Source organism: Alloalcanivorax xenomutans, from assembly GCF_900217905.1.
GTDB classification, from domain to species: Bacteria; Pseudomonadota; Gammaproteobacteria; order Pseudomonadales; family Alcanivoracaceae; genus Alloalcanivorax; species Alloalcanivorax xenomutans.
This window is the reverse complement of record NZ_OBMO01000010.1, coordinates 134,867-149,429: the sequence shown is the minus strand read 5'-3', so window position 1 is coordinate 149,429 and position 14,563 is coordinate 134,867. Positions and strand designations below refer to the sequence as shown.

15 protein-coding genes are annotated in these 14,563 nt (G+C 60.6%); 7 read left to right on the top strand and 8 right to left on the bottom strand.

From position 1 onward, the window contains the following. Positions 1-38: 38 nt before the first annotated feature. The 6 genes from CRO06_RS09930 to CRO06_RS09905 form a co-directional block, all read right to left on the bottom strand. The gene (locus CRO06_RS09930) at positions 39-404 is read right to left on the bottom strand and encodes an H-NS histone family protein (protein WP_022997398.1); all 366 of its coding nucleotides are present in this window, start codon (positions 402-404) and stop codon (positions 39-41) included. Between the two features lie 67 nt (positions 405-471). Then, positions 472-1,233: a lysophospholipid acyltransferase family protein gene (locus CRO06_RS09925; protein ID WP_097058349.1), complete on the bottom strand. Its 762-nt coding sequence runs from the start codon at positions 1,231-1,233 to the stop codon at positions 472-474. Continuing rightward, positions 1,230-1,781, bottom strand: coding sequence for a D-glycero-beta-D-manno-heptose 1,7-bisphosphate 7-phosphatase (gene gmhB, locus CRO06_RS09920; RefSeq protein WP_022997400.1), 552 nt, complete (start codon positions 1,779-1,781; stop codon positions 1,230-1,232). Before gmhB ends, CRO06_RS09925 begins: the two co-directional genes overlap by 4 nt. A 70-nt stretch (positions 1,782-1,851) precedes the next feature. Next, positions 1,852-2,619, bottom strand: coding sequence for a GntR family transcriptional regulator (locus CRO06_RS09915; RefSeq protein ID WP_022997401.1), 768 nt, complete (start codon positions 2,617-2,619; stop codon positions 1,852-1,854). Beyond that, positions 2,616-3,539 carry a polysaccharide deacetylase family protein gene (locus tag CRO06_RS09910; protein WP_097058348.1) on the bottom strand — a complete coding sequence of 308 codons (924 nt, stop codon included), beginning with the start codon at positions 3,537-3,539 and terminating at the stop codon, positions 2,616-2,618. The genes CRO06_RS09915 and CRO06_RS09910 overlap by 4 nt, the downstream gene beginning before the upstream one ends. Before the next feature lie 14 nt (positions 3,540-3,553). Beyond that, complete coding sequence (locus CRO06_RS09905; RefSeq protein ID WP_022997403.1) at positions 3,554-3,997, bottom strand: nuclear transport factor 2-like protein; 444 nt, start codon at positions 3,995-3,997, stop codon at positions 3,554-3,556. A gap of 258 nt (positions 3,998-4,255) precedes the next feature. Here CRO06_RS09905 and CRO06_RS09900 point away from each other — a divergent pair, with 258 nt between their 5' ends. The 3 genes from CRO06_RS09900 to CRO06_RS09890 are packed head-to-tail and all read left to right on the top strand — an operon-like array spanning position 4,256 to position 8,818. Beyond that, positions 4,256-5,425, top strand: coding sequence for an ABC transporter substrate-binding protein (locus CRO06_RS09900; RefSeq protein WP_022997404.1), 1,170 nt, complete (start codon positions 4,256-4,258; stop codon positions 5,423-5,425). Between the two features lie 13 nt (positions 5,426-5,438). Then, positions 5,439-6,323, top strand: a complete 885-nt coding sequence (locus tag CRO06_RS09895; protein ID WP_022997405.1) for a branched-chain amino acid ABC transporter permease — start codon at positions 5,439-5,441, stop codon at positions 6,321-6,323. Next, positions 6,320-8,818, top strand: coding sequence for a branched-chain amino acid ABC transporter ATP-binding protein/permease (locus CRO06_RS09890; protein WP_097058347.1), 2,499 nt, complete (start codon positions 6,320-6,322; stop codon positions 8,816-8,818). The genes CRO06_RS09895 and CRO06_RS09890 overlap by 4 nt, the downstream gene beginning before the upstream one ends. On the opposite strand, the gene glyS is transcribed toward CRO06_RS09890, so the two are convergent. Continuing rightward, positions 8,799-10,871, bottom strand: coding sequence for a glycine--tRNA ligase subunit beta (gene glyS / locus CRO06_RS09885; RefSeq protein WP_097058346.1), 2,073 nt, complete (start codon positions 10,869-10,871; stop codon positions 8,799-8,801). The genes CRO06_RS09890 and glyS overlap by 20 nt on opposite strands. Beyond that, entirely contained in the window at positions 10,871-11,878 is a 1,008-nt protein-coding gene (gene glyQ / locus CRO06_RS09880; protein WP_022997408.1) for a glycine--tRNA ligase subunit alpha, read from the bottom strand. Before glyQ ends, glyS begins: the two co-directional genes overlap by 1 nt. Positions 11,879-12,082: 204 nt before the next feature. On the opposite strand from glyQ, the gene CRO06_RS09875 reads away from it, so the two are divergent. From CRO06_RS09875 to CRO06_RS09860, 4 genes are all read left to right on the top strand, one after another. Next, the gene (locus CRO06_RS09875) at positions 12,083-12,649 is read left to right on the top strand and encodes a DNA-3-methyladenine glycosylase I (RefSeq protein WP_022997409.1); all 567 of its coding nucleotides are present in this window, start codon (positions 12,083-12,085) and stop codon (positions 12,647-12,649) included. A 166-nt stretch (positions 12,650-12,815) separates the two neighbouring features. Next, positions 12,816-13,541 carry a glutamine amidotransferase gene (locus CRO06_RS09870; RefSeq protein WP_022997410.1) on the top strand — a complete coding sequence of 242 codons (726 nt, stop codon included), beginning with the start codon at positions 12,816-12,818 and terminating at the stop codon, positions 13,539-13,541. Between the two features lie 68 nt (positions 13,542-13,609). After that, positions 13,610-14,074, top strand: coding sequence for a hypothetical protein (locus CRO06_RS20400; RefSeq protein WP_244902809.1), 465 nt, complete (start codon positions 13,610-13,612; stop codon positions 14,072-14,074). Between the two features lie 51 nt (positions 14,075-14,125). Beyond that, positions 14,126-14,512, top strand: coding sequence for an acyltransferase (locus tag CRO06_RS09860; RefSeq protein ID WP_244168499.1), 387 nt, complete (start codon positions 14,126-14,128; stop codon positions 14,510-14,512). Positions 14,513-14,563 lie beyond the last annotated feature (51 nt).

Below are 14,563 nucleotides of genomic sequence, written 5' to 3'. Positions count from 1 at the left end.
AGCCCTTGCCGTGTCAGAAGGTGCCTGCTGGTGATAAATCAGACTTCGTAGTCTTCCAGCTTGCCGCCTTTTTCCAACGCCTCTCGTAGCCATACAGGCCGCTTGCCGCGGCCAGTCCAGGTCTGAGAGCTGTCCGCCGGGTTACGGTATTTGATCTTGGCTGGCTTACGAACGGCCGCCTTGGTTTTCTTGCGGGTGGTCGTCTTGCGAGCGGCCTTCTTGCGACCAGTGGTTTTCTCGTCGAGAAGATCTTCAACGGAAACGCCGAGATCCTTGGCGATCTTCTCGATTTCCGCCTGAGCGTTTTTCACCGCTTCCCGGCGTTTCTTTTCCAGTTTTCTTTCCGCCTGCTTGATCAGCTTTTCCAATTCAGCGACGGAAAGGTCGTCGATATTAATAGTCATTCTTGGCGTTCCTTCTTGGTTAAATCAGCTCAGCCAGGACTTTAAATACTCTACAATTGAAACGCAATTAATCGTTATCCATTTTGTCCAATTCTCCCGGGTAATTCGTCACAATCCAGTGTTTTACCTCCCGGGTAACGGTTTTAGCGTCTTTATTGCGAGTATCCATTGGCGGACTCACTCGCAGAGTAATAGTGCCGGGTAAACGCAGCCAGGAGCGGGCCGGCCAGCAATCACCGCTATTATGGCTGATCGCGATCACCGGAAAACCTGAGCGGCTGGCCAAAAGAGCGCCGCCACTATTGAAATGTCCGATCCGTCCCGGTGGCTGCCGTGACCCCTCGGGATAAATAACCACCGGTATGTTGGAGTGCAGACGGTCTTCTCCTTGTTGCACGACCGCCTTCAGAGCCGCCCTGCCCTTTCCCCGATCTATTTTGATGGGTTTTAGCAATGCCAAAGCCCAGCCAAAAAAGGGAAGCCACAGCAGCTCTCTTTTCAATACCGTGGCCTGGGGCCCCACCAACAGTTGCAGGTAAAACGTTTCCCAGCTGCTCTGGTGGTTGCTGATAATTACCGCTGCCTGGCCTTGCAGATGCTCCCGTCCCTCAACCTTGAAGCGTACGCCGTTGAGCCACTGCAGCAGCCACATGGCGAATCGGGTCCAGAGGTTAACTAGGACATGCCTTTTCTTGAAAGACAGGAACGGGCCGATCAATACACAGATAACGCTGTGAATAATACCGGCGAGGTTATAGAGCAGGAAAAACAACAAGCTGCGTACCCGGATATTCCAGGTTACCCGGGCATTACGCGGAAATCCGCTCATTCGGTGTCCTTGAGAAAATGGTCGACGAAGTGGGCCAGTGAGTCGTAAACCTCCACCTTGCCCAGCTCTGGAGGCAGGCCTTTTGTCTGGGTGCTGCGCCCCTTGCCGGTGAGCACCAGTACCGGTTGGCAGCCACGGGTCACTCCGGCCTGCAGGTCCCTAAGGCTATCACCGACCAGAGGCACCGAGGTGACATCGCCATAATCGGCAACAATTTGGTCGATCAGGCCGGGAAGCGGCTTGCGGCAATCGCAGCCGTCATTGGGACCATGGGGACAAAAGTAGATGCCGTCCAAATGGGCGCCGAGGCCGGCCAGATAGGCCGTCATGCGCTGATGAATGGCCTCCAGGGTGATCAAATCGTAATAGCCTCGCGCTACCCCGGATTGGTTGGTGGCGACCACCACGCGATAGCCGGCGCGATTCAGACGAGCAATGGCCTCGGCACTGCCGGCGATCGGAATCCACTCTCCGGGAGCTTTGATGTAGGCGTCGGAATCTTCATTGATAACGCCGTCCCGGTCGAGAATGATTAACTTGTTGGTCATTGAGGCCTACCCATAAAAGGGCCCCAGTGTAGAAAGCTCCCGGCGTAGCGACAAGGTATGTGAAGGAGGATTACTCCGTGGCCAGGCCGAGTATGTCCGCCAGACTCTGATCCGTGCTTTCTTCCACCAGACGAATATGGTGTTCCAGATCGATGAGATGTCGCTTCATTTCCCTTTGTGCGGCGCGGACATTGCCCTGTTCCAGGTAATCCACTACCCGCACATGCTCCTCATGCTCGCAGGTGGCGTTGCCCGGAGGCTGAAATAACGCCACCACCAGCGAACAGCGGGAAATGATCTCCGAGAGATAGCGATAGAGGATCGGGTTGCCGGACAGTTCCCCCAGGCGTAGATGGAAGGCACTGGCAAGACCCGCCCATTGGGTCTGTGCGTAACGATGCATGGCCTTGTGCTCTTCACGCAGTTGCCGCCGCAGAGAGGCATAGTCGGTACGGGTCGCGCGCTCAGCCACTAATGGTAGCACCGAGGCTTCCAGGGCACGGCGGGCCTCGAACAACTGGCCTACTTCTTCCGGTGACGGCATGGCAACAATGGCGCCACGATTGGGGCGAAGCTGTACCACGTGGTCGTGGGCCAGCCTTTGCAGTACCTTCTGCACCAGTGACCGGCCGACTCCGAATAGTTCGCACAGTGCCAGTTCCGGCAGCTTGGTGCCGGGTTTCAATCTTTGCCCCATGACACTGGCGACGATGGCGTCGTAGATGTCCTGTTCCTTTTCCGCCGCGGAGGCCCGAGCCGTTGGCTTGCGGTCACCGAGTACCGGCGGCCGTACCTTGGGACGCCCGCGGCCGTTTGATTTGGTGGAGGTCGAACTCATTCCCTTTCCTGATCCCTTTCCTGGTCCGGGGGCATGATCGTGTCCATATGATCGCAGATTCGCCCCGGCGTGGTCATCCAGATCGCCTCGCGATGGCACTGTATATGTTCCAGGGCCCGGCGCAGATGGCGCAGTCGGTAGGGCTGCCCGACCAAATAAGGGTGCAGTGCGATACCCATTACCAGTGGTTGATGGCCGGACTGCCGAAGCATCTCGTCGAACTGGTCGATGATCATTTGAGCGAACGCGCTGCCGTCCAGTTTGCGGGCGATGATCATTGGAATGTCATTGACCTCTTGCGGATACGGCACCGCCCAAAGGCGCCCGCCGTTACGGGTGCGCATCGCCACGGGCTGATCATCGTGACTCCAATTCAGGGTGTAGCGGTACCCGGTTTCCCTCAACAGATCCGGCGTTAGATGCGACTCCCCGATCCACGGCGACAGCCAGCCAGTGGGGAGCTGGCCGGATTCTTTCCCGATGCGCCGCCGACAATGCAACAACAGTGCCGCTTCCTGCTGTTCATTCAAGGTGCCTTGGTGATAGGCGTTACTGTGGCCGTGGGCGATGACCTCATCGCCCCGACGCTGGAAAGCCTGCAGCAGCTCGGGGCAATGATCGTACAGGGCAGTGTTGGCGATCAGGCCGGTGGGCATTTCCAACTGATCGAACAGTTCCAGGCAGCGCCAGGCACCCACCCGGTTGCCGTACTCGCGCCAGGAGTAGTTGAGCACGTCCGGCTCGTTGAAAGCTGCCCCGAGTTTGGCGCCGAGCCCTTCTCCGAAAGCGAAATGCTCGACATTGAACCCGATGTACACGGCCAGCCGTTTTCCTCCGGGCCAGTGGAAATCACAGCGTTGGGTGATGGCCGAATAAGGAAAGCGACCATGGTGGGACAGCGGAGCGAAGACAGAATCCATGGTGGTGTCCCGTTCTAAAGTTCCGCCAGGCCGGCACGTACCAGCAGCCATTCGGCGCTGTCGTTCCAGACATCCATCTCGGTAATCAGCCCATCGCGAATCACATACCGGTCCACGTAGCGATTATTTTCGAACGGGGTGCCATCCGGCCATTCCCCATAGAGCGTGCCCCGGTTGTAAACCACCGCGTACTGTAACGTACCGCCGCTCATCACCTCGGTGGCTTCAAAGCGTTTTTTTACCCAGGCATAACGTCCTTTGTTGAAGGCGGTGGTGTCCATTGGGTCGGTCATCGGGCGGTTGCCGGTGAAGCGAATGCTCAGTTCCGGGGAAACGAAGCGTCGGGCGCTGTCCGGATCCGGTTTCATCAGGATAATCAGGTAGGCGTCCACGAGCCCGGCAGGATCGGAAAGATCGAGATGCTGAATCTCTTTGTCCCAGTTTGGTGCGTCGGTCATATTTTCTCCCTCTTTTTGCGCAGGCATGGCCTGTGTTCAGCGGTAATTCGACGGCTTGAATGACACGATGTCGGCCGCTTCGGGCCTCATGTATCGTCGCCATTCTTCCTTGTTTTTTGTCGTCAATTAATGACTTAGGTGACGACAAAAAATAAAGCAATATGCATGCCCAACCTGAGCGGCGAGTAAAATGGCATGCCCTTTGCGTTGTTACCGGTGTCGGGCGGAACAGCCCTAACTCAGCAAAAGGGGGAAGCCATGCTTCGTGCAGTAAAGAAATGGGCCGCATTGGTACTGTGCCTGATGGCCGGTGGTACTTTGGCGAGTGAGCCGGTAAAGATCGGGTTGATCACCGCTTTGTCCGGACAGTCCGCCCAGGCCGGTGAATCGATCACCCGTGGTTTGCAGGTGGCGATTGATGAGATCAATGCCGCCGGTGGTGTGCTCGATGGCCGACCGTTGATGTTGGTGCGCCGGGATGATGAGGCCAATCCCGCCAAAGGCGTGGTGGCGGCGCGTGAACTGATTCATAAGGAGAAGGTGGCGGTCTTGTTCGGTGGCCTGGACACCCCGGTATCCATGGCCATCGTGCCTTTGGTCAACCAGGCCAAAATGCCCTTTGTGGGACCCTGGGCCGCGGGTACGCCTATCACCAAAAACGGTGCGAATCCCAATTTTGTGTTCCGGGTTTCGGCGATGGACGAGATCGTTGACATCGCCATGGTGGAGTACGCGCAGAAAAATTTCGGCGCGCGGAAATTCGGCCTGATGATGGTGAACAATCCCTGGGGAGAGTCCAATCAAAAAGGGCTGGTGGCCGCGCTCAAGGATAAAGGTCTGGAACCGGCGGCCAGCGAGAAATTCGATGGCGATCAAGTGGATCTGGTGCCACAGCTGACCCGTTTGCGTGACGCCGGTGTCGATACCATCTGCCTGGTCGGCAACGTCGGACCTTCCGCTCAGGTGGTGAAATCCCTGCGCCGCATGGGCTGGGAAGTGCCGGTGGTGTCTCACTGGGGGCCCGCCGGTGGCCGCTTCACCGAACTGGCGGGGCCGGGTTCAGAGGAAGTGCATTTCATCCAGACCTACAGTTTCTTCGGCGAGCAATCCCCAGTGGGAGAAAAAGTCATCGCCGCTCTGAAAGCGAAGTATCCGGATATCAGTGGTCCGGAAGACATTACTCCGGCGGTGGGGGTGGCCAATGCCTACGACGCCCTGCATCTGGCCGCTCTGGCCATCAATGAGGCCGGTTCCACCGAAGGGGAAGCGATCCGGGAAGGTTTCTTCAAGATCAAGCAGTACCAAGGCCTGATCAAGAACTACCAGCAACCTTTCTCCCCTGAAGTGCACGATGCCTTGAGCGCTGATGACTACGTCTGGGCCCGGTTCATCGACAACCGGATCGTTCCGGTGGCGTTGTCGCGGTAAGCAAGGAACGAACATGGATATTCAGCTGGTATCGGCTCTGATCAGCGGCCTTGGCATGGGCAGCATGTATGGCCTTATGGCGCTGGGTTTTTACATCACCTATGCGGTATCGGGGACGGTCAACTTCGCTCAGGGCAGCTCCATGATGCTCGGCGCGGTGTTGTGCTTCACTTTTTCCCAGACCCTGCAATGGCCGCTGGTGCCGGCGGTGGCAATGGCGCTGCTGTGCTGCGCGCTCTACGGTCTGGTGGTGGAGTTTCTCGCGGTACGGCCGTTTACCCGGCGCGGCTCCGATGCCTGGCTGATGTCCACCGTGGCTTTGGGCATCGTGCTGGATAACCTGGTCATGCACACCTTCGGTCGTGAACCGCGCAGCCTGCCCTCCTCACTGGCGATTACGCCGCTGGAGGTGGCGGGGGTGAATCTGGCGGTGTATCCGTTGCAATTGATCATTCCAGTGGTGGGACTGTCGCTGGCGCTGGTGCTGCACTGGGTGGCGCGCCATACCCGTTGGGGCACGGCGCTGCTGGCCACTGAACAGAACAAGGATGCGGCGCGTCTGATGGGGATTCCCATTGGCCGGGCTATTGCCGGCGCGTTCGCCCTGTCCACCTTGCTGGCGGGGGTGGCGGGTATGCTGATCGCGCCCCTTGCCAATGTGAATTCCGACATGGGCACCTTGTTCGGGTTGAAGGCCTTTTCAGTGGCCATTCTCGGCGGCATCACCAGCCCTTGGGGCGTGGTGATGGCCGGGCTGTTGTTCGGTGTGGCGGAGAGCCTGATCACGGTGACGCTGGGATCCGGCTACACCCACATCATTACCTTTGCCTTGGTGATCGTGGCGTTGGCGCTGCGTCCCAACGGCTTGTTCGGGCGCGCCGCGGTGAAGAAAGTATGAAGTACCCGCACTTGATTATGCTGGCTGCCCTGGTGGCGGTGGCCCTGGTGTGCACTTTCTCCTTGAACAGCTATTACGTGTTCGTGCTGGCCAATGTGGCGCTGATCACCATTGTCGGCGTCGGCCTGAACATTCTGTTGGGTTTGAGTGGACAGATTTCCTTTGGTCACGTGGGGTTCTACGCCATTGGCGCCTACACAGTGGCGGTGCTCACCACACAGGCGGGCTGGTCGTTCTGGCCGGCCTGGCTGGCGGGAGCGCTGTTTTCCGGCATTGCCGGGGCTCTGGTGGCGTTGCCGGCATTACGGGCCAAGGGGCCTTATCTGGCGATGATCACCATCGCCTTCAGCTTTATCGTTCAGCACGCCGTCATTGAAATGGAACATGTCACCGGTGGTCAGAACGGCATCATGGGGGTTATGGCGCCCTCGCTTCATCAGGCCTGGAGCCCCGAGCAGAACATTGCTGTGCTCGCCGTGCTGACGGCGGCGGCGATGTTGCTGGTTTATGCTCTGATTGCCCGCGGCACCTGGGGCGCGGCCATGCGGGCGGTCAAGGACAGCGAGGTGGCGGCGGAATCCGTCGGTATCAATCCACTGGCGGCAAAAACCATGGCCTTCGCGCTGTCGGCGCTGATGGCCGGGTTGGCCGGAGGGCTGTTCGCGCCTCTGTCCGGCTTTGTAACGCCGGATACTTTCAGTTTCATGCAATCCATTCTGTTCGTACTGGTGGTGATCATTGGTGGCGCGGGGTTCATCGCCGGGCCGGTGATTGGCGCCATTATTCTCGGGGTGCTGCCGGAACTGCTGGCGTCCCTGGAGTCCCATCGCTTGCTGTTCTTTGGTGGCCTGTTGCTGGTGGTCTTGTTGGTGGCGCCCAATGGTTTGATGGGCTGGCTGACGGCCTGGATGGGCCGGCGTGCCGGGAACGGCGCCACCAGCCCGCTTCCCAGTGATGATGCCGCCCCCGTGCTGGATGCGCGCCCTCGTCATGGTTTGAAAGTGCGGGGGCTGAGCATGACCTTCGGCGGCGTCAAAGCGGTCAGCGGCCTGAATATGGATTTGCCGGCGGCGGCGGTGAGCAGTCTGATTGGCCCCAATGGCGCCGGCAAAACCACGGTGTTGAATATGCTCAGCGGGTTTTACCGGCCCACGGACGGTGGCTTTTCTCTGACCGATGCCGCTCTGCAAACCGAGGGGGCGTGGCGCATCGCCCGCCGTGGGGTGGCAAGAACCTACCAAACGTCGCAGCTGTTCGATTCACTCTCAGTGGAGGACAACGTCGCTTTGGCAGCCTGCCGGGGTCATTTGGGAACGGTGCTCGCTGGCGGGCCTTTCCGTTCCCGGATGGTACGCCAGCGGGCACGCGCCCTGCTGTCGTTCTGTGGCTATCTCGGCGATCCCGCCCTGCCCGCTTCACAACTGCCGCATGTGGACCGGCGCCTGGTGGAAATCGCCCGGGCATTGGCGCTGGATCCGGAAGTGCTGTTACTGGATGAGCCCGCCGCCGGTTTGTCGCGGGAAGATACCGACCGGTTGGGGGACCTGCTCAAAGCGGTCGCGGCCGCCGGTATCGCGGTCCTGGTGGTGGAGCACGACATGGAGCTGGTGATGTCGGTATCCGACCAGATCATTGTTCTGGATACCGGTACCTTGTTGGCCGCGGGCGCCGCCGCCGAGGTGCAGGCCAATCCGGAAGTCCGCAAAGCCTATCTCGGTGACAGCGGGGATCTGCCGGCCTCGGCAAGCCGCCATCCTCCACAAGGTCCCGAGCTGCTCGGCGTCAGCCGTCTGGTAGCGGGATACGGCGCCGAGCCGGTGTTACACGGCATCAATCTCAAAATCCGCCAGGGTGAAATGGTGGCGTTGTTGGGGGCCAACGGCGCCGGCAAATCCACCTTGATGCGGGTGCTCAGCGGTTTGCATCCTGCCCAGAGCGGCGGCGTGCATCTCAGAGGCGAGGTGCTCAACACCATGCCGGCGGAGAAAATTGCCGGCCGGGGGGTGGTGTTGGTGCCAGAAGGCCGACAGGTTTTCCCCGAGTTGTCGGTGCTGGATAACATTCGCCTTGGCGGCTTCCTTCACGCTGAGGACCGTGAAGCCCGCGTGCAAGGTATGCTGGAGCGGTTCCCTCGTCTGCGCGAGCGCCAACATCAGCGTGCCGGGCTGCTCTCCGGAGGGGAGCAGCAAATGCTGGCGCTGGCCCGGGGTTTGATGGCAAAGCCAAGGGTGTTGCTATTGGATGAGCCGTCCCTCGGACTGGCGCCGAAAATCATCGCCGAGTTGTTCGAGGTGCTGGATCAGCTGCGCCGGGAGGACATGACCATCTTGCTGGTGGATCAGATGGCGGCACTGGCATTGGCTTTGGCGGATCGCGCCTACGTGATCGAAGGTGGACGTGTGGTGGCGCAAGGGACGGCTGACGAGATCCGCGCGAACGTGGATCTCGCCAACGCCTATCTGGGCAACGCCGCGCCTACTCCTGCAACAGGCTGATATCGGCCACGTTAAGGAACAGATCGCGCAGGAAACTCAGCAGGGCCAGGCGGTTGTCACGAACCGCCGGGTCCTCGGCCATCACCATCACGCTTTCGAAGAAGGCGTCCACCGGGGCACGCAGCTCCGCCAGCAGTTCCAGCACCGCTTGGTAGTCGCCCTGCTCCAGCAGCGGCTCGGACTGTTCGTAGGCGGCCACCACCAGATTGGTGAGTTCCTGTTCCGCTTCGTCTTCCAACAGTGCGCCATCGATTTCTTCCGGCGGGGCTTGTTCCAGCTTGGCCAGAATATTGGAGACCCGCTTGTTGGCCGCGGCCAGAGCCTGAGCTTCCTCCCGCTGCTGGAACGCGGCCACGGCTTTCACCCGGCGATCGAAATCCAGCGGTTTGCGGCAGGCGTCCTCGATGGCCAGCACCGACAGGATCACCGGTGTGGCGATGCCCTGTTCCTGATACATGGCGCGGTAACGGCCCTTAATAAAATCGAAGGCTTCGTCGACCTGAGCGGCGTCGATGCGATCACCAAGCTGGGTGGCGGCCTGATCCAGCAGGTCGCGCAGATCCAGTTCCAGCTGGTTTTCGATGATGATGCGCAGCACACCGAGAGTGGCCCGCCGCAGTGCATAGGGGTCCTTGGTACCGCTGGGCTTCTGGCCGATACCGAAGATCCCCACCAGCGTATCGATCTTGTCGGCCAGGGAAACCGCCATGCCGGTCTTGCTTTGTGGCAGCTTGTCGCCGGCGAAACGGGGCAGGTATTGCTCGTACAGCGCTTCGGCCACGTCCTCGGGCTGGCCTTCACACTGGGCAAGGTAATAGCCCATGATGCCCTGCATGGTGTCGAACTCGTACACCATTTCGCTATTGAGGTCGGCCTTGCTGAGTTCCCCCGCCAGTCTGGCGTGCGCGCTGTCGCCGCCGGTTTGTTCGGCGATCACGGCCGCCAGGGCCCCGATACGCTGGCACTTGTCGGCCACCGTCCCCAGCTGCTGCTGGAACACCACCTGGGCCAGTCCCTCGGCGTGTTGCGCCAGGGTCTTCTTGCAGTCGTTATCATAGAAGAAGGCGGCGTCGGCCAGCCGCGGCCGAATCACCTTCTCGTTACCGGCGATCACCTGGGCCGGGTCCTTGGACTCGATGTTGCTGATGGTGATGAATTTCGGCATCAGCTTGCCATCGGCGTCGAGCACGGAAAAATATTTCTGGTGCTCTTCCATGGCGCTGATCAGCGCTTCCTGGGGCACGCGCAGGAAGTCCTCATCAAAGCCGCCGGTCAGCGCCACCGGCCATTCCACCAGGGCGGTTACTTCGTCAAGCAAATCGGGATTGATCCGCGCGGTACCGCCGGCCTGCTTGCCCGCGGTGATCGTCTGCTCTTCGATCATCGCCTTGCGGCGGTCGAAATCGGCGATCACATGCCCTTCATTTTCCAGGCGCCCGGCGTATTCACCGGCCTGGCTCAGCTCAATGGCTCCCGGCGCGTGGAAGCGGTGGCCATAGCTGGTGCGGCCGGATTGCAGATCCAGCAGTTCGAACGGTACGACCTCGTCGCCGAACAATGCCACCAGCCAATGTGCCGGGCGCACGAACTGTACTTTGCGGCTGCCCCAGCGCATGCGCTTGGGAATCGGCAGCTTCTGGATCGCCTGGGCGAAGAATGCCGGAACCAGCTCGGTGGTGGCCTTGCCCTCTTCGGTGATACGGGCAATCAGGCGTTCCCCTTTGCCGGTGTCCTGGCGGTCCAACTGGTCCACGGTCAGCCCCAGGGAAGCGGCGAAGCCCTGGGCGGCCTTGGTCGGATTGCCTTCGGCATCGAATGCCGCCTGTACCGCCGGGCCCTGACGCTCGATATCACGGTCGGCCTGTTTTTCGTCCAGGTCACGGACCAGCACCGCCAGCCGGCGTGGCGCGGCGAAGCTTTCCACCTCACCGTGTTGCAGCCCGGCCTCGTCCAGTTGCCGTACGAACTCCTCGGTGAGCGCCGCGCTCAGGGTCGGCAGCGCCTTCGGGGGCAGTTCCTCGGTGCCCAGCTCGATCAGTAAATCCCGGGACATTATTTCTTCCCCTTCTTTTTATTGCCTTTCCCGGCGGCCGCGTTTCCTGCCGCCTTCTCATCCTGCTTTGCCAGCTCCGCTTCCACTTCCTCACGGATGGCTGGATCGGCCATGGGGAAGCCCAGTTTACGGCGGGCGTCGAAGTAGGCCTGGGCCACGGCCCGGGCCAGGGTGCGTACACGCAGAATGAAGCGCTGACGTTCGGTCACCGAGATGGCCTTGCGCGCGTCCAGCAGGTTAAAAGTATGAGAAGCCTTGAGAGCGTACTCGTAGGCGGGCAGCGGCAGACCCGCGCCGATCAGCTTGGTGGATTCGGCTTCAAACAGGTCGAACTGTTTGAACAGTTCCTCGACGTTGGCGTGCTCGAAGTTGAAGGTGGACATCTCCACTTCGTTTTGCAGATAAACGTCGCCGTAACTGACCTTGCCGAAAGGACCATCGGACCAGACCAGGTCGTACACCGAATCCACGCCCTGAATGTACATGGCCAGGCGCTCCAGGCCATAGGTGATCTCACCGGTGACCGGGTAGCAGTCGATGCCACCGACCTGCTGGAAGTAGGTGAACTGAGTCACTTCCATGCCATTGAGCCACACTTCCCAGCCCAACCCCCAGGCGCCAAGCGTGGGGGATTCCCAGTTGTCCTCGACGAAGCGGATATCATGCACCAGCGGATCGAAGCCGAGCAGGCGCAGGGAGCCCAGATACAATTCCTGGATGTTGTCCGGGGACGGTTTGAGGACCACCTGGAACTGGTAATAGTGCTGCAGCCGATTGGGGTTTTCCCCGTAACGGCCGTCGGTGGGCCGCCGGGACGGCTGCACATAGGCGCTGTTCCAGTTTTCCGGGCCGATGGCGCGCAGGAAGGTGGAGGGGTGGAAAGTCCCCGCGCCCACTTCCATATCCAAAGGCTGCACGACCACGCAGCCTTGCTCGGCCCAATACTGTTGCAGGGCCAGGATCAGGCCCTGAAAGGTCATCACGTCCGCTTGCGGTTGATCCGCCATGTCGCTTCCTGTTATTCCGCTGGTGCACCGGTGCGAGCCCGTGCTCCTGGCGGCGATGCCATGCCCTCCACGGTGGCGCTGGCCCCGTGTTCGGGAGGGAGAGAGACGGGCTCGTGAAACGAAGACCGCAAGTATAGCGTTCCCCAGGGGCCGGTGATACCGTGGCCCGGAACCCGACATTCCCGTCTTTCACCGAGATCGCCCATGGAACGATGCCCCTGGTGCGGTACCGACCCCCTGTACGTGGCCTACCACGATCAGGAGTGGGGGGTACCGGAACACGATGATCGCCGATTGTTTGAATTCCTGCTTCTGGAAGGCGCGCAGGCCGGCCTCAGTTGGATCACGGTGTTGCGCAAGCGCGAGAACTACCGGCGCGCCCTGGATGACTTCGACCCGGAAAAGATCGCCCGCTATGACGACCGTAAGCTGGAACAACTGCTGCAGGATGCGGGACTGATCCGCAACCGGTTGAAAATGAAGGCGGCGGTGAGTAATGCCCAGGCGTATCTGGACCTGCGTGAGGCAGGCCAGACCCTGGATGCCCTGCTGTGGGGCTTTGTTGATGGCACACCCCGGGTAAACCGCCACCGGTCGCTGTCCGACGTGCCGGCGGTTACCCCCACCGCCGAAGCCATGAGCCGGGAACTGAAGAAAAAAGGCTTTCGTTTCGTCGGCCCCACCATTATGTACGCCTTCATGCAGGCCGCCGGCTTGGTGAACGACCATCTGATCAGCTGTCCGCGTCACCGGCAGCTGGCGGACGGGTGAAAATCCGGCCTAGGGCCTGTTCCCCCTATTTGCATCCCGCCTGCTGGATGCAAATAGGGGGAACAGGCCCTAAATTGAAAACTTTTACAACGGTGGCGTCAGAGCTGGTATGAGCTTTGCTGAGGCACTGGGGAACGCAACCCAGGGACTGGTGAAGGAGGCTCCCATGAAACCGGTGTTGATTATAAAGGCCGGCAGCACCTACCCCGAATTGATCGAGCATTACGGGGACTTCGAGGACTGGATCGCGCGGGGTCTCGGTGATCGCTGTGCCGTGCAGGTATGCGATGTGCGCGAGCCGGTGCCGTTACCGTCGCCGGACCGTATCGCGGCGGTGGTTATTACCGGCTCCCATGCCATGGTCACGGAGCAGGCGCCCTGGATGGTGCGCCTGACCGATTGGCTGGATGACGTCATCACCCATCCGGCGGCGCTGCCGGTGTTGGGGATCTGTTTTGGCCATCAGCTGCTGGCGAAACTGCTCGGTGGTGAGGTGGGAGATCACCCACAGGGCATGGAGGTGGGCACGGTGGCGTTGAGAATGGCATCGGAAGCGGCCAGGGATCCCCTGTTCGCCGGACTTTGCGAGCAGCCCTGGGGGCAGATGGTGCATCAGCAATCGGTGCTGGTGGCGCCGCCGGAAGTGTCGGTGCTGGCCAGTAATGGCCATGACGCCTGCCAAGCGTTCCGCTATCGGCAACGGGTGTGGGGTTGTCAGTTTCATCCGGAATTCAACGCCGATATTACCAGGGCCTACCTGCAAGCCTTGCGTGGACGGAGTATCAGTGACCAGCGTGCCGCGGACGCCATGTCCGAAGTCCGGGAATGCCCTGGTGCCAATGAAGTATTGAGCCGATTCGGACAACTGGTACAGGATCTTTGCGCCGCCTAGGCAAGCTGGCGGTCAGCGGCGGGCGCTTGGTGTAGGATGCCGGTCCTCCGTGCTTCTTCACCAAGGCCATGAGCGATTCCTACCGCGAACAACACAAACTGCGCCTGGCGTATATGCCCTGGCTGTATCCCCGGCTCAAGCCGCGGCACCGGGCTTGGGCGGAGCCCTGGCAGAAAAAGGTGCAAGAGGAACTGGAGCGCCTCGAAACGGTGCGCTTCGGGGAGCACTGTTTTGTCGCACCGCAGGCGCGCCTGTTCGCCGAGCCGGGCCGCGATATTCGTGTCGGCGATCACAGCCACATCGCCGCCGACTCAGAGCCTGTTTACGATCTATTCGCCACCGCGTTGCTGCTGGAAAAGCCGCCAGAGGGCGTTGGGGGCTGCAGGCTCTGGTGGTTCCAAAGTCAAAGGCCACAGCGTCCTCTGGCGGCTTTTCCAGCGCAACCCGAAGGGCCGGGCCCCTTTTTCCGCCAGGGCGTGATTACGCTTGTTTATGTAGACGGGCTACACTGCACAATCGAAATCACGCTCTGACGAAAAAATGCACTCCGGCGCGGCGGTGAATAGATCGTAAACAGGCTCTCAGTGCTGCATGGACCGATCCGGCTCGGGGCCCATGTCAGCATTAACCATCATGCCACCCTGGAAGGCGGGGCCGCCGGTATCGAAATCGGCGATCACTCCCGCATTGCCGCCTACGCCACTCTTTATGCCTTCAATCATGGCAGGGAAGCCGGCGGCCTGATCCGTGAGCAGCCGGTGACATCCCGGGGGATTCGTATTGGCAGGGATGTTTGGCTGGGTGCCCGCTGCGGCATCGTCGATGGTGTTACCGTTGGTGACCACGCGGTGGTAGCGATGGGGGCGGTGGTAACCCGGGATGTGCCCCCCTGGAGCGTGGTGGCGGGCAACCCGGCGCGCCCCATAGGCCGTCGGCCGGGGGCGCCACCAGAAGAAGGCGGGGAGAGGTAATCGCACCACGGTATTGAACGCCGTTCATTAATGTTGCATCCTGGTCCAACT